General features: G+C 42.4%; 18 protein-coding genes. 11 read left to right on the forward strand and 7 right to left on the reverse strand.

Annotated features, from left to right (window positions below):
* The first annotated feature begins 24 nt into the window (after window positions 1–24).
* The 4 genes from MUCPA_RS24615 to MUCPA_RS24635 all read left to right on the forward strand — a co-directional run bounded on the left by MUCPA_RS24615 (window position 25) and on the right by MUCPA_RS24635 (window position 4,428).
* On the forward strand, window positions 25–681 hold the full coding sequence (locus MUCPA_RS24615; protein WP_008510086.1) for a succinate dehydrogenase cytochrome b subunit: 657 nt from the start codon (window positions 25–27) through the stop codon (window positions 679–681).
* Between the two features lie 7 nt (window positions 682–688).
* Window positions 689–2,599, forward strand: a complete 1,911-nt coding sequence (locus MUCPA_RS24620; RefSeq protein ID WP_008510089.1) for a fumarate reductase/succinate dehydrogenase flavoprotein subunit — start codon at window positions 689–691, stop codon at window positions 2,597–2,599.
* Window positions 2,600–2,620: 21 nt separating this feature from the next.
* Window positions 2,621–3,367 (forward strand): succinate dehydrogenase/fumarate reductase iron-sulfur subunit, encoded by a 747-nt coding sequence (locus tag MUCPA_RS24625; protein ID WP_008510092.1) that lies wholly within the window; start codon window positions 2,621–2,623, stop codon window positions 3,365–3,367.
* A 356-nt stretch (window positions 3,368–3,723) separates the two neighbouring features.
* Window positions 3,724–4,428, forward strand: a complete 705-nt coding sequence (locus MUCPA_RS24635) for a VIT1/CCC1 transporter family protein (RefSeq protein WP_008510095.1) — start codon at window positions 3,724–3,726, stop codon at window positions 4,426–4,428.
* Between the two features lie 662 nt (window positions 4,429–5,090).
* On the opposite strand, the gene MUCPA_RS38965 is transcribed toward MUCPA_RS24635, so the two are convergent.
* Window positions 5,091–5,789: a transposase gene (locus MUCPA_RS38965; RefSeq protein ID WP_040626381.1), complete on the reverse strand. Its 699-nt coding sequence runs from the start codon at window positions 5,787–5,789 to the stop codon at window positions 5,091–5,093.
* Complete coding sequence (locus tag MUCPA_RS38970) at window positions 5,776–6,330, reverse strand: hypothetical protein (protein ID WP_040626383.1); 555 nt, start codon at window positions 6,328–6,330, stop codon at window positions 5,776–5,778. Before MUCPA_RS38970 ends, MUCPA_RS38965 begins: the two co-directional genes overlap by 14 nt.
* Window positions 6,331–6,452: 122 nt before the next feature.
* Between MUCPA_RS38970 and MUCPA_RS24650 the strand changes: the two genes are divergently transcribed.
* The 6 genes from MUCPA_RS24650 to MUCPA_RS24675 all read left to right on the forward strand — a co-directional run bounded on the left by MUCPA_RS24650 (window position 6,453) and on the right by MUCPA_RS24675 (window position 14,593).
* Window positions 6,453–6,731 carry a hypothetical protein gene (locus tag MUCPA_RS24650; protein WP_217220331.1) on the forward strand — a complete coding sequence of 93 codons (279 nt, stop codon included), beginning with the start codon at window positions 6,453–6,455 and terminating at the stop codon, window positions 6,729–6,731.
* 508 nt (window positions 6,732–7,239) lie between these two features.
* A complete protein-coding gene (locus MUCPA_RS24655; RefSeq protein WP_008510096.1) occupies window positions 7,240–7,830 on the forward strand; it encodes an RNA polymerase sigma factor in 591 nt (196 codons plus the stop codon).
* A gap of 90 nt (window positions 7,831–7,920) precedes the next feature.
* Window positions 7,921–8,922 (forward strand): FecR family protein, encoded by a 1,002-nt coding sequence (locus MUCPA_RS24660; protein WP_008510097.1) that lies wholly within the window; start codon window positions 7,921–7,923, stop codon window positions 8,920–8,922.
* A gap of 87 nt (window positions 8,923–9,009) precedes the next feature.
* The gene (locus tag MUCPA_RS24665) at window positions 9,010–12,141 is read left to right on the forward strand and encodes a TonB-dependent receptor (RefSeq protein WP_169316204.1); all 3,132 of its coding nucleotides are present in this window, start codon (window positions 9,010–9,012) and stop codon (window positions 12,139–12,141) included.
* 242 nt (window positions 12,142–12,383) lie between these two features.
* Window positions 12,384–13,736, forward strand: coding sequence for a hypothetical protein (locus MUCPA_RS24670; RefSeq protein ID WP_008510100.1), 1,353 nt, complete (start codon window positions 12,384–12,386; stop codon window positions 13,734–13,736).
* Between the two features lie 62 nt (window positions 13,737–13,798).
* Window positions 13,799–14,593 carry a hypothetical protein gene (locus tag MUCPA_RS24675; protein WP_008510101.1) on the forward strand — a complete coding sequence of 265 codons (795 nt, stop codon included), beginning with the start codon at window positions 13,799–13,801 and terminating at the stop codon, window positions 14,591–14,593.
* Window positions 14,594–14,644: 51 nt separating this feature from the next.
* Here the strand turns inward: MUCPA_RS24675 and MUCPA_RS24680 are convergent, their stop codons facing one another.
* Entirely contained in the window at window positions 14,645–16,039 is a 1,395-nt protein-coding gene (locus tag MUCPA_RS24680) for a S41 family peptidase (RefSeq protein WP_050982156.1), read from the reverse strand.
* Window positions 16,040–16,397: 358 nt separating this feature from the next.
* Between MUCPA_RS24680 and MUCPA_RS24685 the strand changes: the two genes are divergently transcribed.
* Window positions 16,398–17,678 carry a M20 metallopeptidase family protein gene (locus tag MUCPA_RS24685; RefSeq protein WP_008510103.1) on the forward strand — a complete coding sequence of 427 codons (1,281 nt, stop codon included), beginning with the start codon at window positions 16,398–16,400 and terminating at the stop codon, window positions 17,676–17,678.
* A 65-nt stretch (window positions 17,679–17,743) separates the two neighbouring features.
* On the opposite strand, the gene MUCPA_RS38695 is transcribed toward MUCPA_RS24685, so the two are convergent.
* The 4 genes from MUCPA_RS38695 to MUCPA_RS24705 all read right to left on the reverse strand — a co-directional run bounded on the left by MUCPA_RS38695 (window position 17,744) and on the right by MUCPA_RS24705 (window position 22,877).
* The gene (locus MUCPA_RS38695) at window positions 17,744–19,300 is read right to left on the reverse strand and encodes a TPM domain-containing protein (RefSeq protein ID WP_008510104.1); all 1,557 of its coding nucleotides are present in this window, start codon (window positions 19,298–19,300) and stop codon (window positions 17,744–17,746) included.
* Between the two features lie 462 nt (window positions 19,301–19,762).
* Entirely contained in the window at window positions 19,763–20,998 is a 1,236-nt protein-coding gene (locus MUCPA_RS24695) for a hypothetical protein (RefSeq protein ID WP_169316205.1), read from the reverse strand.
* Window positions 20,999–21,338: 340 nt separating this feature from the next.
* Entirely contained in the window at window positions 21,339–21,962 is a 624-nt protein-coding gene (locus tag MUCPA_RS24700) for a carbonic anhydrase family protein (RefSeq protein WP_008510106.1), read from the reverse strand.
* Window positions 21,963–21,983: 21 nt separating this feature from the next.
* Window positions 21,984–22,877 (reverse strand): bestrophin family protein, encoded by an 894-nt coding sequence (locus MUCPA_RS24705; protein ID WP_008510107.1) that lies wholly within the window; start codon window positions 22,875–22,877, stop codon window positions 21,984–21,986.
* Window positions 22,878–22,949 lie beyond the last annotated feature (72 nt).

A 22,949-nucleotide genomic window follows, 5' to 3' on the forward strand; every position in this document is an offset into this window, starting at 1 on the left:
CCCATTATTATCAGTAAAACCCTAATGAAAACAACAACGCTTAAATACAAACTGGTTATGTCCCTAACGGGATTGTTCCTTTGCTTTTTTCTCATCATTCACCTGTTAGGCAATTTGCAGCTGCTGTTGCCCGCGGCGCAGGCCAAATTACAGTTTAACTGGTACTCTAACCTGCTGGCGGGTAATATGCTGATCAAAATCATTTCCTGGGTTTTGCTGGCATCCATCATCGCCCATGCGGTTTACGCTTTGCTTATCACCCGCCACAATACAAAAGCAAACGGAACAAAATATGTGTACGATAAGCGCGATGCAGCCAGCAAATGGAACAGCCGAAATATGGGGCTGTTGGGCACGATTATCCTTTTGTTCTTGGTGATCCATTTTAAGGATTTCTGGTATCAGTATGATTTTAAAGAGCTCCCGCTGGATTCGGCAAGCAACAAAGATATGTACACCGTGGTGGTAGAAACCTTCCGGCAATGGTGGTATGTACTAATCTACGAAGCGGCTTTTATTGCACTGGGTTTCCACTTGTTGCACGGCTTTTTCAGCGCGGCACGAACACTTGGCTTATATCACCCTAAATATGCCAAATGGGTTAATGTGCTCGGCTGGGTTTACACCGCATTTATCACCTTGGGCTTTATGTTTATCCCTTTATACATCTACTTTAAATAAGCTAAAAATGGTTGACGCAAGAATTCCGGCCGGCGAACTGGCTGATAAATGGAATAATTATAAAAAAGATTCAAAGCTGGTAAGCCCGGGTAACCGGAAAAAGCTGGATGTTATTGTGGTGGGTACGGGGCTTGCCGGTGCCTCATGCGCGGCATCGCTGGCTGATCTGGGCTACAAAGTCAAAACCTTTTGTTTCCAGGATTCCAGCCGCAGGGCACACTCCGTGGCCGCACAGGGTGGTATCAATGCTGCCAAGGATTATAAAAATGATGGCGACAGTATATTCCGGATGTTTAAGGACACCATCAAAGGCGGAGATTTCCGTTCCAGGGAGGCTAATGTTTACCGTTTGGCCGAATGTTCTGCCAGCGTGATCGATCAGGCTGTGGCACAGGGCGTACCTTTTGCCAGGGAGTATGGTGGTTATCTGGCTACCAGATCCTTTGGTGGTGTGCAGGTATCACGTACTTTTTATGCACGGGGCCAAACCGGGCAACAGTTATTATTAGGCACTTACCAGGCTTTAATGCGTCAAGTTGGTGCCGGCAAAGTAACGTGCGCAACCCGCCATGAAATGCTTGACCTTGTTGTTGTAGACGGTAAAGCAAAAGGAATAATTGTAAGGGATTTGCAAACAGGTGCTATTGAGCGGCATGCCGCCAACGCGGTGGTATTGGCTACCGGCGGTTATGGCAAAGTTTATAACCTGTCAACACTGGCAATGGGCTGCAACAGTTCGGCTATCTGGCGCGCACATAAAAAGGGAGCTTACATGTCGGGGGTAAGCTGGATACAATTTCACCCAACCTGCCTGCCGCAATCGGGGGAGCATCAGTCAAAACTTACCTTAATGTCTGAGTCATTAAGAAATGATGCCCGTATTTGGGTGCCTTTAAAAGCAGGGGATGAGCGGAAGCCCAATGACATACCCGAGGCTGAAAGAGATTATTACCTGGAAAGGCGTTATCCGGCGTTCGGCAATCTATCTCCGAGAGATATTGCATCAAGAGCAGCAAAGGAACGTATAGATGCAGGCTGCGGAGTAGGCCCGATGAAAAACGCCGTATACCTTGATATGCTGAAAGCGATAAAAGAACAAGGCAAAGATAAGATAACGGAGAAGTACGGCAATCTGTTCGGGATGTATGAAAAGATTATAGGGATAAATGCCTATCAGGAACCGATGCAAATTTCACCTGCGGCCCATTTTACCATGGGCGGGCTGTGGGTTGATTATGAATTGATGACCACCATTCCAGGTCTGTTTGCCCTGGGTGAAGCCAATTTTTCGGATCACGGAGCCAACAGGCTGGGCGCAAACTCATTGCTGCAATCATCCGTTGACGGCTATTTCATCGCACCATTAACCATTCCAAATTACCTTTCTGATGAATTGAAAGCACCAAAGATCGGAACGGACCATCCGGCTTTTGACGAAGCGGAAAAGCACGTGCGCGAACAATTGCAGCTATTTCTGAAAGCTAAAGGCACCTTGTCCGTGGATTACTTCCACAAAGAACTTGGAAAATTGCTTTACGATAAATGTGGTTTATCCCGGAGCAAAAAAAGCCTGGAAGAAGCCATTACCGCTATTAAAGAGCTGAAGCAAAAATTCAGCACGGAGCTTAAGATTACCGGTGACGATAAGATAAATAGTGAACTGGAAAAAGCAGGACGCGTGTCGGACTATCTGGAATTGGGCGAACTGATGTGTTATGACGCGCTTGAACGGGAAGAATCATGCGGAGCACATTTCAGGGAAGAATACCAGACCAAAGACGGCGAAGCTTTACGCAACGACGACGATTTTTGCTTTGTATCCGCCTGGGAATGGAAAGGTAAGGATATACCACAGGAACTGCATAAAGAACCACTGGTGTTTGAAGCAGTAGAACTTACCGTAAGAAGTTATAAATAGATCATCCCTATATCCAACAAAATGAAATTATACTTGAAAATATGGCGCCAGGACAATCACGATGCAGCAGGCGCAATGGTGGATTACGAAGTGAATGACGTTACAGCGCAAATGTCGTTTCTGGAAATGCTCGACCTCTTAAATCAATCGCTCATTCAAAAGGGTGAACGGGTAATAGAGTTTGACCATGATTGCCGTGAAGGTATTTGCGGGCAATGCGGGATGATGATCAACGGGAGAGCACATGGCCCGATTACGCAAACCACTACCTGCCAGCTGCACATGCGCAGTTTTAAAGACGGCGAAACCATTTTTATTGAGCCTTTCAGGGCGCAGGCCTTTCCTATAGTCAGGGACCTTAAAATAGATAGAAAGGCTTTTGACCACATCATTCAGTCTGGTGGGTTTATTTCAACCTCAAACGGCGAAGCTGCCGAAGCTAATGGTATTTTAATCTCCCACAAAATAGCTGAAGCTGCATTTGATGCAGCTGCCTGCATCGGTTGCGGCGCGTGTGTAGCAACCTGTAAAAACTCAAGTGCATCATTATTTACTTCCGCAAAGATTACTCATTTGGCCTTATTGCCGCAAGGGCAGATCGAGGCAGCCGAAAGAGTAATAAAAATGGTAGATCAAATGGATGCCGAAGGCTTCGGCCATTGTTCAAACACGGAGGCCTGCGAAGTGGAATGCCCGCAGGGTATTTCGGTTTTGCATATCGCCAGGATGAATTATGAATATAATAAAGCTTTGTTATTACAATCCTAAAACATGTTTTGCTGCCAAGGCAGGCACGCGGCCAATTCGCTGGCATCAATCAGGAAATATGAAAAATTATAAAAGGATGTTAATGTTGGTTTAATAATCGTGCTCTTGTTCTGGGTTTATGCCTGAAAAGGTAGATGCAATAAATTCACAGTTTGCAGCCCATCAAACTATGCTTTATTACTCCGGTTCGGTAGCCGGTTTTTATATACAGACAGGCTACAAATTAAAACGAATACGCATTGTGGTGTCAGGTAAACAAAATGTGAAACAGGTTGTTCAGTTCGATACGGTATTAAAAAGATCTATCATTATAGGATTTATGCTTAACCGGTGCGAAATTTAGAGTTTCAATTTAGATGGCAAAAACCAACAACTACGTAGAAAAACATTATGTTACCCGTATGGGATGGCTCCGGGCTTCGGTACTTGGTGCCAATGATGGTATACTTTCAACCACCAGCATCGTCATTGGTGTTGCCGCAGCTTCTCCTGACAGGCATGGGATTGTGCTTGCTGCTTTAGCCGGGCTGATGGCCGGGGCGATGTCGATGGCAGCTGGTGAATACGTGTCGGTGAGTTCTCAGGCGGACACTGAAAGCGCGGACCTGGATAGAGAACGCGAGGAACTCAACCAAATGCCAGACATCGAACTCAATGAACTTGCTGATATTTATGTGAAGCGTGGGCTTGATGTTAAACTGGCCCATCAGGTGGCTGTTCAGCTCACTAAGCATGATGCCCTTCAGGCACACGCAAGGGATGAACTCGGTATGAACGAGATTACGACGGCAAGGCCACTACAGGCTGCCCTTGCCTCGTTTGCATCATTCACTATGGGGGCGCTTTTGCCGTTTCTCGTTTCCATTTTTGCATCTATAAAATATATGGTGTATCTGCAATATGGTTTTTCTATTCTTTTTTTGATGACTCTGGGCGCAGTTGCTGCCAGGGCTGGTGGTTCCAATATCGCTAAGGCTGTGCTCAGAATTGGTTTCTGGGGAACGGTTGCAATGGGCGTAACTGCACTGGTGGGACATCTATTTGGTGTCAGTGCTTCCTAATCATATCGGACGATCCAATAAAAATTTTGAATTTTTAATGTGCTGCTATGCAATAGCGGTTCACGCGATTAATATTTTTTCCTAATGCTGGCGCACGCCACAGGCGTGCTCCAGCATTAGGGGAGGTCAATAGGTATGATCAGTCAATATTCCTGAGCACATTAGCGAGCGCATATTTAAGTTTTCGTTTGCCGACAAAAGCATCGAGCATGGTGTAAATGGTTTGTCGTTTGGCCTCTGGGAGGCTTTCCAAGAGGGAGACCTTTTCCATTACGGATTTGTCATGCGAGCTTAGGTCGGGAAGTTCCCATTGCTACCGCAAGCGTCGATTGTGGACCCAATGCTACCGCGTCCTCGCTTGTGGCCATGCGAAGTAACCGGCGTGTTGGCATTCTGTGCCTAAAGGATTTGTTCGCGTAATGACCTAAATTCACAAGCGAGGACGCTTGCAGTAGCGGGGGGCATAGCCGTCAATTTAAGTAGCTGTACTCATATATTGTTGATTTTCAGTTATTTAATTTTTAGGCGCGGTTTGCCCGCATGGGCAAACCTATGTATTTTTACTCTCATATTTTTCGTTTTTTAAGGCGGGGAGGTTTAGATGACCCCGCCTTTCTTATTTTTGTTTAACTATCTAAATATAGTATTTAAATATCTAATAATCAAATACTTATTACAATTTCTTCTATTTTTAACCTATGTTTTCTGTGCTCTTTTGAAAGGTGCTTTAAGTTTAATTTCTCCAACAGAGCTAACCACTTTGAGCATATCCCTAAAAGCTGCGCTCGCAATTCTTCTTTCGTAGAAGCGATTAGTCGATGCACCTTTAAAACACTAATTTGACCTATCTTACCGATAGCCATGCATATTTTCCAACTCAAAACTGCCCAGATCAACTTACTGTATAATATACTGGTTATACGATCCGAACTTCCTTTGGGGAACGTGTGTATCTTTAAAAACGACTTCCATGCTTTAAAAACCAATTCTATCTGCCATCGCAGGTGATATAACTTTTGGATCAATTCAGCGCTATATTTTTCGCTCACCAGGTTGGTAACAATAAAGTTAAACCCTGCCCGCTCTTTGAATCCCTTACTGGTGGTACTGCCTTTCTTTTTATTGTACTTTTCAGTATTGGCTATCCGCCTTGCCTTGAGCTCTTCACTTACCGGCTCTATTATTATCCTTACCGGCATCTTATCAGCTCCGATATATACCTGTTGATCAAATACGCCGGTTATGCCTTGTAGTTTCGACAACTCTAACTTTTGGTATTGGTCGTCCTTTAATAGATAAATCGTTGTTTTCGGACATAATTTATTAATAAAGAAAGCTTTGACTTTGTTAATATTGTTCATATAACTCAAGTGAGTGTAACCCAGATCTCTCATATATAATACCCCCGGCTGAACTTGATGCCTTGTCCAGATGACTCTCACCCTGGTCATTTGCGTTGGCCGGAGTTACTTTGATATCGCTTTTACCACTTTTGATTTCAAATTCAAATTGTACAGATGCTCCCGCTTTCATCCCACTTCCTTTTGTTCCGGGGAATGTCTCTGCAATAACTTCCGGCAACGCGAAACGGGTAGAATCTTTGATACGGATCTCCAAGCCCTGTGTTTGCTCTTGCGGTAACTCAACTGCTATTAATTGCTCAAAAACGGCTTGTACAAACTTTGTCATATTGCTGTGATGTCTTTGATGCAATGCCTGCTTCGAAATATCAAGCCCATCCCTCCGCATTAACTGCATACTCATGCCGTTAAACGATTGATCTCCATCAAATAACGCCATATCCAATAGTTCCTTGCCTCCCACTTTTCGTTTGCGTTGTATAGCCTCTGTTTTACGGGCCAGGCCATCTAACACCGTTGGTTCAAATAGTTCCGAACTCATTCGCTCGAATAATGACTGCAATTTTGCAGTTCCGATTCTTGCTCTAAAAAAATTTTATCCCTTTTTTTTCTAAAGTTGACGGCTATGGTAGCGGGGGGGGGGGAAGGAACGATAGTTTTGATGTGAGAGAAGCTACATCTAAGATAGAAGGAATGAGTATTGCCGCCAAAAACGAGTTGCTTTTTCAATACGGTATCAATTTTAATAACATTCCTGTCTGGCAAAAAAGAGGAATAGGCATTTATTGGAAAGATGTAAAGAAGGAGGAATTTAATCTAAAGAACAATGAACATTTGTTAGTTGATAGACGAACCTTACATACTGATTTTGAACTACCCATGCGGGAGGAATACAACACATTTATATATGATCTTGTGAACAAGTACGAAAACGAAGGCTGAGCCGGTTCCTCCAACTGGTCAAAGTTTAATATTTTTACCTAAATCAATTAAGCTTTCAGTTTAGATATGCACCAAGGCCCCATCGCTAAAACAAACATCCCGCCTACGGTCATTATGCTAAGTAACCAACATGCATGGCGTACGCGGTGTGAATGCAAGAACAACTTGCACAGAACTGTTGCAGCCTTAATTTCGTGCCACTTTTAATGCTTTAAACATTAGTATACTACGTTAAGTTTACTTTTTTTAAAAAGCCCAACAACAGTTATAGTCGCCCCCTCAGCCCATTAATTAATTGGCAATGGAATGCGCTGTCAATTCACCTTACCAAAAGTTAACCTAAACATAACAGTTAAATAGGGTAATGGTGCCGTAAATTGGTGTCAATAAATGTAGAAGAACAGAACTCATTTATGAAAACCAAACACTCCATCATCAAAGGGCCGCCGGTACAACTTTACGCTTTATTGTTATCAGTCAATGTTTATACATGCAGGTAATAAGTTTGATGAAAAACAAGAAGACCAACCAACAGATGGATACTCCAGATCTTAATCGCCAGGAATCGGATCTGCTGATGCTCAAAGTGATGAAGCAGGGTGACTACCGGGCTTTTGAGTTCCTTTTTAAACGTTATTACCGTTTCCTCACCCGTATTATATTTAAATATACGGCTAACCTGGAAGAAGCCGAGGAGTTATCATCCGATATCTTCCAGAAGATATGGGACAAGCGGGAGACCATCCATATCGAAAAGGATCTGAAGAATTACTTGTCTTTCAGCGGCAGAAACACTGCTCTGAATTTTTTACGAAGCAAGAAGATTTACCTGGTAGAACTGGATATGAACCTGCACGATCAGAAGGCCGCCGGTTCCAGCATCCTGCCGGATGGCAAACTCAATTTGTACGATACAGAGCAGGAAGTGAACAAAGTGATTGAACAACTCCCGTCAAAATGCCGGGAAATTTTCAAACTCAACAAACTTCATGCTTATACAGTAGCAGAGATAGCCGCCCTGCTCGGATTGAGCGAGCGAACTGTTTCCAATAACCTTACCCACGCCAATCAAATTATCCGGAAAAACTTCCAGAATTAATCGCATTACAAAATCATAACAATTATTTAATAGAACAGCGCGGTTAAGCGATAGGCAAAACCGTGTCATGATAATAGATACAAATCGAGAATGCCACACATTACCCCGGAAGAGAAAGAAAAGTTTGAACAGCTCTATCAACAAATGCGCAAAGGAAAGGACCTTTTCGCGGAGGAGATCCTATTGTCTGAGGACATTGCTGAGCTTGATGAAACGGAATTGATCAATGACCAGATTGATATGGATGCCGCGTTTGCACGCCAAAAGGAGCGTCAATTAAATAAACGTCGTATTTATACGCAGGCTCAACGTAAAGAATTGCTTGCACTCTTCCAGCCGCTTATTTTACGTGTGGCCGCGGTATTGTTTTTAGGTTTAGGTTTTGCCTGGTGGCTGCTCAATAAGCCACTCCGGATTTCAGGGCAACAGAACGCTGAGCAAAAATGGCAAACTATCAGCAATAGTGGTGGTGGTACCAGCAATATTCATTTTCCTGACGGTACCTATGTTCGGCTTGGCCCCCAGAGCACCATCATTTACCCTGTTTCTTTTAGTGAAACTGAAAGGCGTGTAAAATTAAGCGGAGAAGGATATTTTGAAGTGGCTAAAGATACCTTACACCCTTTTATTGTGGAATCGCAAAATGTGGAGACCAAGGTTTTAGGTACGCATTTCATGATAGAGGCCTATCCTAAAGACGATCACGTATCGGTGAGCCTGATCGAGGGACGGGTTCAGGTAACCCGCGATAACGCCAGGTCGATCTTGTTGCCAAGCCAGCAAATTGTTTACAATGCCGCAAACAGGGAAGGAAAAATCAGCATTATGGACCAGGTAACGGCCAACGCACTCGTGAAAGACCATATTGTTTTTAACAGTTTGCCACTCGGCGATGTGGCCATTAAATTATCCAGAATTTATAATGTTAAGTTTCAGTTTAAAACTGAAAAACTCAAAAAGTTAAAAGTAACCGGCGAATTTGAGAAAATCCCGCTCAAAGAAATTATGGATATGTTAACCAGCAGCCAGCATATCAGTTACCATACAGATGCGGAACGGCACACCATCCAGTTCCTTCCTATTCATCGTTAAAATATTTACCAACCTAAAAAACAACTACCACAATTTCTTATGTGCAAATTTTACCTGTTAAAAAATCAGTTATTTAAAATGCGTTTAATGTTACTCATTGCTTTACTTTTCGCTATACCATTAAAAGCTCAAACCAAGGGCATGGGTAAGGAACTGGAGCGTTACCAGCTTAACCTCAGGTTCAAGGCAGCCAATCCTGGCCTGGTATTCAGGACGATAGAATCCTTAACGGATTTGCGCTTCGTATACTTTGATAAAGATCTCGCTAAAATAGGCCCACTCACCTTGTCTGGAAATGCTGTTAAACTCAACCGCGTATTAGACCAAATGTTATCGGGCACTTCGCTTACCTATCGCGTGAATGGCTTAAATGTATTGATTGAGCCGCTGAAAGCCGAAAAAAACGGAAAGCTGACAGGCAAAGTTGTAGATGATAAAGGCGAAACACTTCCGGGGGCAACAATCAAGATTGTTGAAAGCGGGGAAGCTGCTTTAACTAATACAGAGGGGGTTTATAGTATTGATGTTAAACCGGGTTTATATACGGTACAAATCAGTTATGTATCTTTTCAAACCAAGCGAATTACCGGCGTGGCAATTTTACAGGATAAGGTGACGCCGCTCACGGTAGCTTTACTGCCATTGAACAATAAATTAAGCGAAGTAACCATCGTATCAGATTATAAAAAAGAATCGGTTTCGGGTTTATACGCCAGGCAAAAAAATTCGCCATCTATCTCCAATGGCATCTCGGCCGAGCAGATTGCGGCTACGCCCGACCGGAACGTGGGCGAATCCCTGAAAAGGATAAGCGGGGTATCTACGTTTGATAATAAGTATATTGTGGTACGCGGCATTTCTGAACGCTATAATGCGGCCATGATTGATGGTACCCCGATGCCCAGCACCGATGTATCCCGCCGTAATTTTTCGTTTGACCTGGTGCCTTCAAACCTGATTGATAATGTAGTGGTGGTTAAAACCGTTACGCCTGATTTGAATACAGGTTTCGGCGGTGGGCTGGTGCAGATTAATCTCAAAGATGTTCCGGAACAAAGTTTCATGACTTTTGCCGCCGGCTCGTCTTACAACGACCAAACCACTGGTAAAGATTTTTATGCAACCCAACGTGGTAAATATGATTACCTGGGATTTGACGACGGCCGGCGCGATTTTCCGGCCCTGCAGGTTACCTATGGGCTAAATAATAAGGTAGACGCTGTAGCGCAAAGCAAGCTATTTACCCAGGATAATTTCACCACCTACCGCAATACAGCACCGCCTTCACAAAACTACCTGTTTACCATTGGTCAGGCTTTCCGGGTTGGTAAAGATAAACAGGACAAATTAGGGCTCATCGGTTCGCTTAGTTACCGCAACACGATAAGCAATACCGAATTTACAACCGAAAGAAACCCGATCATCCATGGTGTGGGCAATAAGTATGATTTTAATACCACGTTGGGCGGTTTACTTAACCTGGCTTTCCAGACACCTAAACATCAGTTTACCCTGAAGAATAGTTATAACCGGATATTGGACAATTCACTGTACCAGACCATCGGATTTACGGACGATAATGATGCAACGACCATTGCAAAAGGGATACCAACCACCATCAGGCAGTTTAACACGCCTGAGATATTGCAATTGCTGCAAAACAAAATAACAGGCCAACACCTGTTTAATAAATTACAGGTAAACTGGGATTTTGCACGTGTTTACATTAATCGCGACCAAAAGGATGTAACCCGCCGCGACCAAGCATTGGTCCAGGATTTGGTTGTTGGAACCATTTACAGGTCAGCATTCAGCAACAATCCAAGTGATTTTCCGCTGTCCAGATACCGTTATACCAATAAAGAAACCGACTACGTGTGGAACTTAAGTGGCAGTTTACCTTTCAAATTATATCATATTCCGTCTGTTGCTAAAATGGGTTATTTCGGCAGCAAAAAAACAATGGATTTTAATTGGAGTGGGGCACAGCTAATCACGGGTGCAAATGCGTTTCCAGGTGGTTTTGAATATCTCTCCCTGGCTGATCAGATCAAACCTGAAAATTTTGATAACGGCTATTTGGTTTACCGTGTTGCACCTTATCAGTTAGGGCGTTACAATGCCAAAAGCAATATACATGCCGGGTATGCCATGCTGGATAACCGGCTTATGGATAAATTAAGATTGGTATGGGGGGTAAGGGCTGAATATTTTGACCTGCAAAACCTTCGAAATGACAGGAGCGCTCAGGAAGATTATAGCACGCCTTCGGCTGTTGATACATTGGATAAAAAGATCCGTTTTTTGCCATCTGCTAACTTAACTTATAGCCTCACTTCTAAGATCAATTTGCGGGCAGCATACAGCAGAAGCGTTATCCGACCGGAATTTAATGAAAAATCGCAGTTTTCCAGGTATGATGCTTTCCTTAACGGGGAGTTTACCGGGAGTGCTAAAGTAAAAACAACCGTCATTGATTCGTACGATTTGCGTGCCGAATGGTTTCCGGGATTGGGCGAAGTGATATCCATCGGAGGATACTATAAATATTTTGACAAACCTCTTGAATTTGTGCAGCGTGTTAATGGCACAGGTTATTACTATACCTATCAAAATAGTGTATCGGCAAAAAATTACGGCCTGGAAGCCGAGGTTCGAAAAAATCTGAGCTTTATAGCGCCTGCGCAATGGCTGAATAACTTGGTGGCATATGCCAATATTACGTTGATTAAGTCTGAAGTGAATACGGCTTATACAGACTATGATCCGCAGCAAAAAGTTTTTGTTGATGTGGCCAGTAACGTAAAACGCCCTTTGCAAGGCCAGTCGCCTTATTTACTGAATGGCGGGTTACAGTACGATGGCAAGTATTTTGGATTTAACGTGGTGTACAATAGTACCGGACGGAGATTATACTTCATTACAACCGCCCCCAAAGATGATAATTACGAAACCTCACGCGACCAGATTGACCTGCAGTTAAATACCTTTTTGATAAAGCGAAGGTTAAGCATCAGGCTCAATGCAGCCAACTTGTTTAATAAACAAAGCTTTATATATGATAACCAGGCGAGTTACACCCAGCCAGCCAATAGTACAGCCCCGCGTGATTTTGTGTTGAAAGACGGCCACACTGATAATTATGACCCGGATGATACCATCCGTTTTACGCAACATTATGGGCGCACTTACTCAATAACGGCGACCTATAATTTTTAACCATTGCATATTCTGCGCAGCGATATATAATCAATGACCTATGTTAAACCAATAAACTGAAAAAGAGTAGGACCCGGCCAAACTGCCCAAATTCTGATCAATTTAAGCAGCAGGCCGCATCCCGTGAAAAGAAAAAAGAAAACAATCACATTTCCAGCATTACTGCCCAGGGCAGCGGATGCGTTCAATGGTTCGTACATGTTTTAATTTTTACTAATAGTTTACAATTTCTTAAAAAGTTTATGAAAAACAAAATTTTAAGTGTAGTTGCTTTATCTGCATTGGCATTAGCAAGCTGCAAAAAGGATAATCTTTCGAGCAAAACAGGTTTTGGCGCACACAATACAAAAGCATCTTACGCAGCAGCAGCAGCAATGCCGCACAAAACAGTTACAGGCGTTCAAAGTGGTAACCTGTATTTTGATCGTGATACGGTTTATGTATTACAGGGTTTAGTGGTATTGACAGCTACCCATAACATCACCATCGAGTCTGGAACATTTATTACCGGCCTTCCTGACGCTGATAACAAGCCCGGAACGCTTGTAATTACCCGCGGCGCTCAAATTTTTGCTAACGGAACATCAAGTGCCCCTATCGTTTTTACCTCACCTAAACTTGTTGGCAGCGCTACCGGTACTCCGCATGCAGGCGATTGGGGTGGCGTAATTGTATTAGGAAAGGCTCATGTAAATGCAGGGCAAAAAACTATTGAAGGTTTAGCTTTAACCCAGCCTTTTGATAACTATTATGGCCCGGTAAGTGGTGTAACAACCGACAATGACAATTCAGGCACAATTACTTATGTGCGTATCGAGTTTCCGGGTTATATCCTGAGTGCAGACAATGAAATCAACGGCTTAACTTTGGGTGGTGTAGGTAGCGGAACAACGCTCAATCACATACAGGTATCTTACAGCGCAGATGATTCTTTTGAATTCTTCGGTGGTTCGGTTAGCCCTTCCTACCTGGTATCAGTAGCAGCGGATGATGATAACTTTGATTTCGATAATGGCTACAACGGTACCTTGCAGTATGCCCTTGCAGTAGCGGATTTTAATTCTACGCATAGCCGACAAACTAATGGCAATAGCGATTCAAATGGTATTGAATCTGACAATAACGCACCTGCTGAAGATGGTACATTTACACTTACCCCTAAAACTCACCCGGTTTTAAGGAACCTAACCATTGTAGGTACTGAGTCAACCAATTCAGGTTACCTGTACGCGGCCCGTATCCGCAGGGGATCTGAAGTGGAGATCCATAGCTCGATCATCATGGGATACCCTAACGGTATTAATTTTGATGGTACATCAAGCTTCTTTACCAGCGGTGTATCAAAAGTTGAAGACAGTTTTGTACATGGCTTTACCAGTTTTGTATTACCAAGTACACTAACATTATCGTCAACAAATGCAACATCTACCGATGCCAACTCAAACTTTGATGCTGCTTTGAGTCAACCGTTCTATAACAATGGTTACAGTTCACTTGATTTTTCAGTTACCGGATCAAGTATAGTTCCAGCTGGTGCCGGAGCTTTTGCAACAAGCACCTGGACTACAGGCTGGACGCTGTTCGGCGGATTTTAACAATTGATTTTTTACTCAACCCGGTGCCGAATAGGCGCCGGGTTATCTTAATTAAACCTCATATGCATAAACTTAAACTAAATGTTATCCAGGCTTGCCTAAGTGTAGGTGTAATCTTCTTAATCGCGTCATGCTCAAAACAGCAACCAATAGCCTCTCAACCATCAGTGGTCAGCATTGATTTTAAAGGATATGTTGCAAAAAACACGGATACTGTACAGTTAAAAATCAACAATACAATAATTAAGGAGGGTACAGGATCAATTAGTGCCTTGGGTAATCAGATAGCCTTATCGGCCACAAATCCCACATTGGTCAGTATTTATAAAAAGGGTGCAGATACACCCCTCCTTAAAAAAACGATACCACCATCGCCCTTCAATCAAAAATTTACTTTTTACTATACGGGGACGAGTTTTACTGACAAGGTTGATTTGATCTATCCAACCGATGCTACTAAAATGGGATTCAGGATAAGTTTTCAATCGTCATTTTATACGCAACCTGTTGATGTTGTTATACTGGTATCATATAAGCCTGTAGGTACAAGTGCATTTATTACCCAGTCGGTAACAACGATTCGTAACGTAGTGGCAAATAGTTTTAGCGATTTATTTGAATTGCCTACGCCACCTCACGGAGACGCCCCTGAAAACGGTAGTTACGTATTCTTGATCTACAAAGCAGGTACAACGGAACTGTACGACCCCAGAGCCACAGCCACCGGTAATTTTAACGGCATTACCAAGAGTGCCTTTAAACCTGGCGATACGCGTTTATTGGTACTGAAGGAAAATTCTATAACGACTACGCTAATTAGATTTACGCTAACCGATATTTCAGCTTATTTCAAATAAACGAGAATCGATATGTATGATAATAAAACAGATGATCGGGTGTCTGTTTTATTATCTGTGGGTGATGACTATACTTTGTTGAGCCTGAATTAACCGGGTGTCTGTTAGTACCTGTAAGGGCTTGGTGGACGATGATAGACTCTTATCGTTTATCGACACCACGGCCAGTCCACTGGCAGATCTGATGGCCGCAGCAATTAAAGGATCTGTGGCATCGCCTATGGGTTTCAAAGGCAGGGCTGCCATTTCGTTAATTGTATAATCAGGTAACAGGCCGCTGCTGTAGTTGCCTGTGCCGGCCGCGTTAGCTATTTTATAAACGATTGGCAGCATTTCCCATTCAATGCGTTTGGGCGTCCGCAGGTCGGCAATGGTGAAAGCGGCTTCGTCTTTACCAATCGTTTTTTCCCCGATAAAAATAACAGATATATAAGGTTTTAAATTATTGATCACTACTTCTGCAGCGGATGCGGTTGCTCCGGTACCGATCAAATATACCCGGCTTAAGGCAGGGGCCGCGGCTCTGTAGTTAGTGAATGCAGGGCCTCCGTTATAGGTTGCCGCTTCAGCAAAGCTTTCTATCCGGGTGCCACCGTTACGGTTGCCTGTATATTTAATGAAGGCAGTATTGCTTTGAATATTAGGGGCAATCATGGCGCATAAAGCAGCCGCGGCCGAAACATCGCCGCCGAGGTTATAACGTAAATCGATGATTAGTTCTGTAATGCCTGAGTTTTTTAAAGCGAGCATTTTGCCTTGCATATCCTCACGCTGCCCGGCTATAAAATCGTTGATATAGAGGTATCCAACCTTAACACTTCCGGCCACCATTACTTTCGAAGTAATGGGTTGGTTGAGGGTAATGCCGGTTAGCAGGTCTATGGGTGCGCGCTCCGTAAATTGCCCGTTCTGTAAATCTGCAAGCGTAATTTTAATGTTGGATTGGGTTAGTAACTGCTGTTGTAGTTCCGCTGCATTGGTCTCCGTTATCGTCGTTCCGTTAATCCTGGTGATGTAATCGCCACGCTTTAATCCACTTCGTGCAGCTGGTGATTGGTCTATCACCAGCTTAACTAAACCCACTGCTTTTTGGCTGCTCGGCTCAATAATGGTGCTGTAATCAAATCCATAAGTTGAGCGGCTGCTGGCCGTATAGGTGGAGGCGTCGCCCGGTAAATAAAGTGTCGAAAAACGGTCACTGCCATTTTTTACACTGCTGAAAAACGATTTTGGCGATAACGACAAATCGGGGCTTAGTGGAAGCGCATCTGCCCAGTAATAATAATAACGCAGGCTGTCCACTATCCAGGTATTAATTTCTCGAGTGGTTACAGGTCCGGTGGGTGTTGGAGTTTCGTCACTGGATGGAGCTTTTTTACACGACGTATAAAATCCGGCTACCAAAAGCAAAAAGGCGATTTTTATAAATGAAAGATATGGCTTCATATAAGTATGACACCCTTTGCTGTTAAACTGGTATAAATAACAGGTTAAATTATCGGATAGGGATGTTTTTATGAATCTGATCCTGATTATTCCAGGTGATTGACAGGGTCGCTGTTACCAGTAAATTCAAGATGTCCGCCTTTAATCTTTTTCTATGTAGGCGTATTACATTTCATGCACAATTCCCGAAAGTTTTTATTTAGTGTAACCTCTTTCTTCGTGAGGCTGTCCAAAGAGTAAATAATCACTATCCCACTCCGCTGCTTCCTCTGGATATTTCTGTAATTGTCAACACAAACGGCTTTACCTGGTACCAAGAAATAGGAATAAATGTTGTCGACGTTAAAAAAAAAACTATATGAATATCAAAACCCCATTATTGTTGCTATTATTAATCTCAGTTGTTGCTTGGCATCCAAATGACAAAAGGGCCTTAACTCATCAATTGGTTAGAACCGAAACCGACGAGATTTACAATAAACTGGTGAAAATCAGAAGGGATTTTCATGCGAATCCCGAATTGGCAGGAAATGAGGTCCGAACGGAGGCAAGCATAAAGCAACATTTGTTGGATTTAGGGATCGAAGTGAAAACAGATATTTATGGGCATGGCGTTGTAGGTATTTTAAATAGTGGAAAAGCGGGGAAGAAGATAGCCTGGCGAGCCGAGATGGATGCCTTACCCAATGATTTTACGGATGCGGTTGAATTTAAGTCTAAAATAAAAGGAGTGCAGCACGGTTGTGGGCATGATGTCCACTTAGCTATCGGGCTCGGTATCGCAGAAATACTTGCAAAAAACAAAGAAGCCCTGAAGGGAACAGTATATTTTATTTTTCAACCAGAAGAAGAAACATTCGTCGGCGCAAAAAGTATGATTAGCCTTGGTTTGTTTTCCGAAATACATCCTGACGAAATTTACGGTTTACATGTAACTAATTTGCCGGTAGGTAAAATTATGGTTAAGTCGAACGAAGTTTTCGCATACCAAAAACGAATAAGAATTGAACTGAAAAATGAATTATCCAAGCAAGAAGCCAAAGAGCTTGCTAAAAAAATTCACAATTCATTATCCCGCTCACAAACCAATAGTAAACCCTGGGAAATACAACATGTCGGTGATCCTGAAATTGGATTAATGAATCCCAATACGATGTTTAAGAATTATCTGATTATGGATGATAATTTTAACATCTATTTAAAAAATGAAAAGCTCTTTTTAGAGGCGTATTTATATGAGACCGATCAGGCCAATCTTCAAAAAATTATACCTGGCATTAAGCGAGTAATTGAACAGGAAAAATATGCAGAAAAACTACTCTCCGTTTCATTTATCCAGGAAAATCCAACGGTAATTAATGATGCAAAATTAACTCAAAAGGCAATTAAAACGCTAAGTGGAATTTATGGGACCGATTTAATGATGCCCGACTACGGACAAGTGCCCTATTTTAATGATGATTTTGCCTATTTTCAACAAAAAGTACCGGGTGTTTATTTCTTCTTAGGCGGTTCTAATACTGAAAAAGGAATAGTAGCGATGAATCATGCGCCTGATTTTAAAGTTGATGAAGAAAGCGTCAGGATAGGTGTCAGAAGTTTTTCGTCATTAATTATTGAAAGGCTAAGTAAAAGATGAATACTACCAAACTGTTTAACTGCATCAGTCACTTGAGGTTATCCGGAAATTCACAAAACAATTGTTTACCAGCTGCTGCCAGCGCCACCACCACCGGATGATCCGCCGCTACTACTACCAGACGAAGATGATGAACTGCTGCTTGACGAAGATGAAGAACTGCCCGAGGATGTTGAAATCCTGGCAATGGTGAAAGGCGTTTTTTCATGAAAGTCGCAATTTTTACAAACAGAAAGAACATAACCTTTTCCTCCGTTCGAGGTTGTGGCTTGCTGGGTGATCTTACGGAGTTTGAATAGCAATGTTTTAAAGTGACATTGAGGACATTCTTTAGCCTCTGACTTTAAATTCCTGTAATCAAGAACCATTTTTTCATTACAGTCTTTACAAGTCCAAACATCGTAATCTACGGAGCCCACTTGCTCTTCTGTGCGTTGTCCATTGGATAGGTAAGCGTCATCCTGATCTTCACTTAAACGAACCATCTCCTTTTTACAGGTTTCGCATACAACCGGTGTATCCCGCAAAATTTGTTGCCGTTGCTGGTAAGTTTTCCAGTGAGATTTAAGATAAGGATAAGGAAAAACTAAACGAGCCCAATCCATCCCCGCGTGTGTTTCCTGCCATTTTTGATATTGCTCATGATTAGTTTTCCCTGCTAATGATCTTGAAAACCGCCAACTCAGTATCCGGTAATGCAGCTGTATATAAATATCCAAAAATAGATAGAGCAGTATAATCTCCCTGATCTCCAACCAGGATACCGGGAAGTGCAGGTTGAGCATAATGATACCTGCTACCGGTACAATCAACAAGAACCAAAACACGGGATTAAAAAAAGTTATCCGGCGATTTGGATACATACCTTTAGCAACTACAGATGTTATTATAGCGTATATAACTAAAATAACCAGGCTTATCCATCCTCCTATACGTCCTGGTTGATTTTCGATTGCGATTCCGGTTGCTGTGGATGGGGTGCCTGGAGATTCAACTACAGGATAAGGATCGCTAAGAACTTTATCAGCAACTACTGCTGCCGTTTGGGTATCGGGGGGTGTAGTAATTGGAGATGTTGTATCCGCAGGTAATGATGTACCCTTACCTTCAGTTTCCAAACGACGAATTACCGCATCAACCCCATTTTGCACGGCCCGGTCGAAATCACCCGCCTTTGCGAGCGGAATCATCTCCTCCTGCTGTATCTGGTAGCATATTAAATCAGGCATTACGCCTTCAATTCCATATCCTGTTTCAAATTCTATTCTATGCTGATCCTTCACCATCAGTATCAGTAATCCGTTGTTTTTTTCTTTATTACCTATCTTCCATCGATTGAAAAGCGCGTGTACCGCATCTTTGGGTACACGTTTGCCGATGCTATTGGCAAACACCACGTCGATATGCGCCAAGCCCGATTGATCCAGTTTTCTTAACTTGGTGTTCAAGTCAGCAACCGTTGCCTCAGCAAGCAGGTTGTCCGGATTGCTTACATAAGTTTCGTTTAGTGTTTTTGGATCGGGAATGGAACTAAGAAAATCCTGCCCCGCCGGAGGGGCCTGTTTACAACTGAATAGCGCCACCCAGGCGACGATGAGAGCAAGGGATTTTAGGTTTTGCATAAGATGTTAACAAAAATAAACAGGTACTGTTCATCAGCCGACGAACAATGTATTAGATGGCACCACTTACAACCCAATGCCCCCATATATACATTATAAACCATTGGCATTACCGTTTGTAGTTTAATCAGTAGCTAATTGGAATGTTATTGCTGAATTTTTAAGATGCCGGCCCGTGAAGAATGAAATGACAAACGGTACTGTTAGGATAAAAAATCTGCTTAGGCGTGTTATTGTCTGGCGTTAAACTACTATAAAAGGATGCTGCTATACCGGCAGACAAGGCGTCCGGTAATTGCCAACCATTGATGGCACAAAGCAAGTTTGAACAGGGTTGACAATAAGCCGTTTTTTTCTTTTTGTAACAACAGATAGGCTTCTGTATAACAGCCTTGACATAGCAATTATGGTATATAAAGGCTGAGGCATTTTTTATCAGGCTCGGTAAAGCGTTCCAACAGATCACTCCGTACGCGCAAGCTTGTAATTATATAACAGTTTTCCTTCCCCGGATATTACAAGTACGCCGTGTACGTAATCATCTTCAGCACTTTTTCGGTATTCTAAGGCAAACCCTTGTTTGCATTTTGCGCATGCGGAAAGATTATAACGGTCGGGCGGTAATGCCCATTTGATTTTTCCGGTTTCCACATCAATTGATTGCACGGTAACCGGCGGATCTGCGGCGGCTGTTGTACCTGCTGTAATTAACAGGTTATTCTTATCCTGATAAATTATTTTAGGGTTGAAATATTTCCGGTTCGGCGTAAGGTTACGCTGCATCTTTTGCCCGGTGTTTTTATCGTATTTGGTTTCTAATAATTGGATAGCATTATTGTTGTTGATATCATCGCCCAGGCTTGCGAACTCAAAAAAATGCCTGTCAAACTGTTTTTTCCATACGCTATCTGCCTGCGCATGGCTATCAACCAATTTACCAAGCGTGGGGAAATAGTAATAACTGTTGCCTTCATTGTTCATCACAATGATCATGTCGCTATTATAATCGAACTCCAATCTGGCCACGCCGGAGTTTAACGGGGGGTAGTCTTTAAAAGCAAGCTTGGTTACATCGGTAAGCCTGTTATCCCTGGTATCAAGCTGTATCAACTGGGCATTGCAACCTATTGCGTATATCACATCCGGTGAATAAGTTTTAAATGTTAGCAGGCAGTGTTTATTGTTCAGACCGTCATCTCCAATAATGCGATCTGCAATCAGGTGGCCATTACCGACATTATTGAACTGCGCATGATATTCCTGCTCCGATTTGTCGTTTCCATGACTGATATAATCAGAGCCTAATCGCAAATAAACCGGGTCGCCGGTAAGGGTATTGGTATAAACAAAGCTATTGTAAAACATCCGCGGCGCTTTATAGACTCGCAACGTGTTAATGTTAGTATTTGTGCTTTTAGACTGCCATATCGCAACTGTAAAATAGGCAACAATAATCACCAGCACAGCCCCTATTAATATGTAAACCGGCATCATGGTGTTATTCGGCGGGGTGGAACCTGGCAAAGGCCGCAGTGTTTCATGATGATGGTAGATGTGTTTGTCATCGTTGTCCAGGTAATATTCTGTACCACAATTCTGGCATTTATAAAAATCCGGTTTAAGCTCTTGTTTATAAACACTGCCACAACTTGGGCATACTATCGCTTTAATATCTTTTGCCATCTCATGATTTAACATTTAGATGTATTTTAGGTTTTGGTTAGGGGTTAAAAGTGAATGGTAGCAACCAACATGCTTGCCCATGTCTAAAGTGATAACATCACGTGATTGAAAAGCCTCAACAGATTAATTTCGCTTATGCCGCGCAGCTCATTTTTATCTTGTCGAGGAGTTGGTTGGCTGCTTTTCAATTTCAAAAAGGAAAAAAAAGCGGTTGTAAAGCAGCAAAACTGTGTTTCTCTGCTTTACAACCGCTCACTTGTATGGGGGCTTAATAAAACTAACAAATCGTCTGTTTCTTAGTTGGTTTACTCATAGCATCATAGTGATGCTATGAGTGCCATAGTTCAGGCTTTTATTACTCAAAAAAGGTAACAAGCCCGGTTTCCACATCGTACATACCACCTACGATGGTTATGCTTCCCTGCTGCTCCAATTCTGCTACGATAGGGCTTTCGCGTCTTACCCTGTCAATGGTTAAGCCAACATGTATATCGGTAACTTTATTAACAAACTCGCTGTTGGTGCCGGTACGGTTTTCGGTAATTGTTTTTTCGTTAGCAATTGCAGGTTGAATTTTGTTGAGCAGCGTAGTCAGGTTGCCTAATTCTACATGGTTGCAGGCACCTGCTATGGCTCCGCATTTGGTGTGCCCTAATATCACAATAACCTTTGTTCCAACTATTTTTGTGGCAAACTCCATACTGCCTAAAATGTCCTCGTTTAATATATTGCCGGCAATGCGGATGCTGAATACATCGCCAAGGCCCTGGTCAAATATAAGTTCTGCGGAAGTGCGGCTGTCTATGCAGCTTAAAATAGTAGCAAAAGGGAATTGGCCTGCCGAAGTTTCGTTTACCTGTTGTAAAAGATTACGGTTAGCTTTTAAATTATTTACAAATCTTTGATTCCCTTCTTTTAAGATCTGCAGAGCCGTTGCCGGTGTTAAGTTACTTTGGGTTTCTTTTGAATGTGTACGCATAAGCTTTAAATATTAAATTGGTTATAGTGAATAAAAACTTTGTGGTTGCAGGGGTTCCGGCACTTCTGTTTCGCCTAATAGCTGTTTAATGTTGATTTCAATGTTGGTAGCAATGGTGGTCATCGCGGTATCCGTAGGGCGATTGTCAAAAGGATCTTGCAGGTGGGTGGCGGATTTTTCTAACAGGAAAAAAGCCGACGAGATCACCAGTAATAACGGGATCTCAAAAAAACTATCAATATCAATCAGCGCGATGGCAAGTGTAACCACAAAAATGTAAATGAAAAAATGCAGAAATAAGCGATAGGTTTGCGGGAACACGGTGCTTTTAATGCGTTCGGCCATGCCCATCGCATTGGAGAAGTTAACTAAGGTAGTGTTGATTTGAACAAGGGTAAAAACTTCCAAACCTCCGCTGTTTTTTAAATCAGCTATTTGCAGGGTATTTAATTGCAATAGCGCCAAAGGCTTATTATTATGCTTTTTAATTTTATCCAGGTCTGCTTGTGAAATATATTTATCCAAATCTTTTGTTGCATCTAATCCGCGCAGGCTTTGCCCTAAACTGAAACACCAGGCAATGTGCCTGTAGGCTATTTCTTTAATTTCGCTTTGTTTTTGCGCTGAAACAAACGATTGTAGCTGAAGCACAAAACTCCGGCTTTCGTTAACTATGCTCCCCCAAACTTTCCTGGCTTCCCACCATCTGTCGTACGACTGGTTGATTTTAAAAGATAGAATGACCGAAATAGCTGTACCAATGAATGCCGGAATAGCTATGGGCATTTCGGGGATCAGGTTTTTGTACTTAGCGGTTAAATAGTTAACCAATAGCCCTGTAATCAACACATATAAAACCTCTAACCTTATTTTTTTAATTATATAAAAAGCCGGGATTCTTTTTTTGAGTAACATAACTATATTCTTTGTTTAATGGCATAGCGAAAATATAAAACTATTTTAAATGATAGTAATACTATTATAAAT

Source organism: Mucilaginibacter paludis DSM 18603, from assembly GCF_000166195.2.
Taxonomy (GTDB): Bacteria; Bacteroidota; Bacteroidia; order Sphingobacteriales; family Sphingobacteriaceae; genus Mucilaginibacter; species Mucilaginibacter paludis.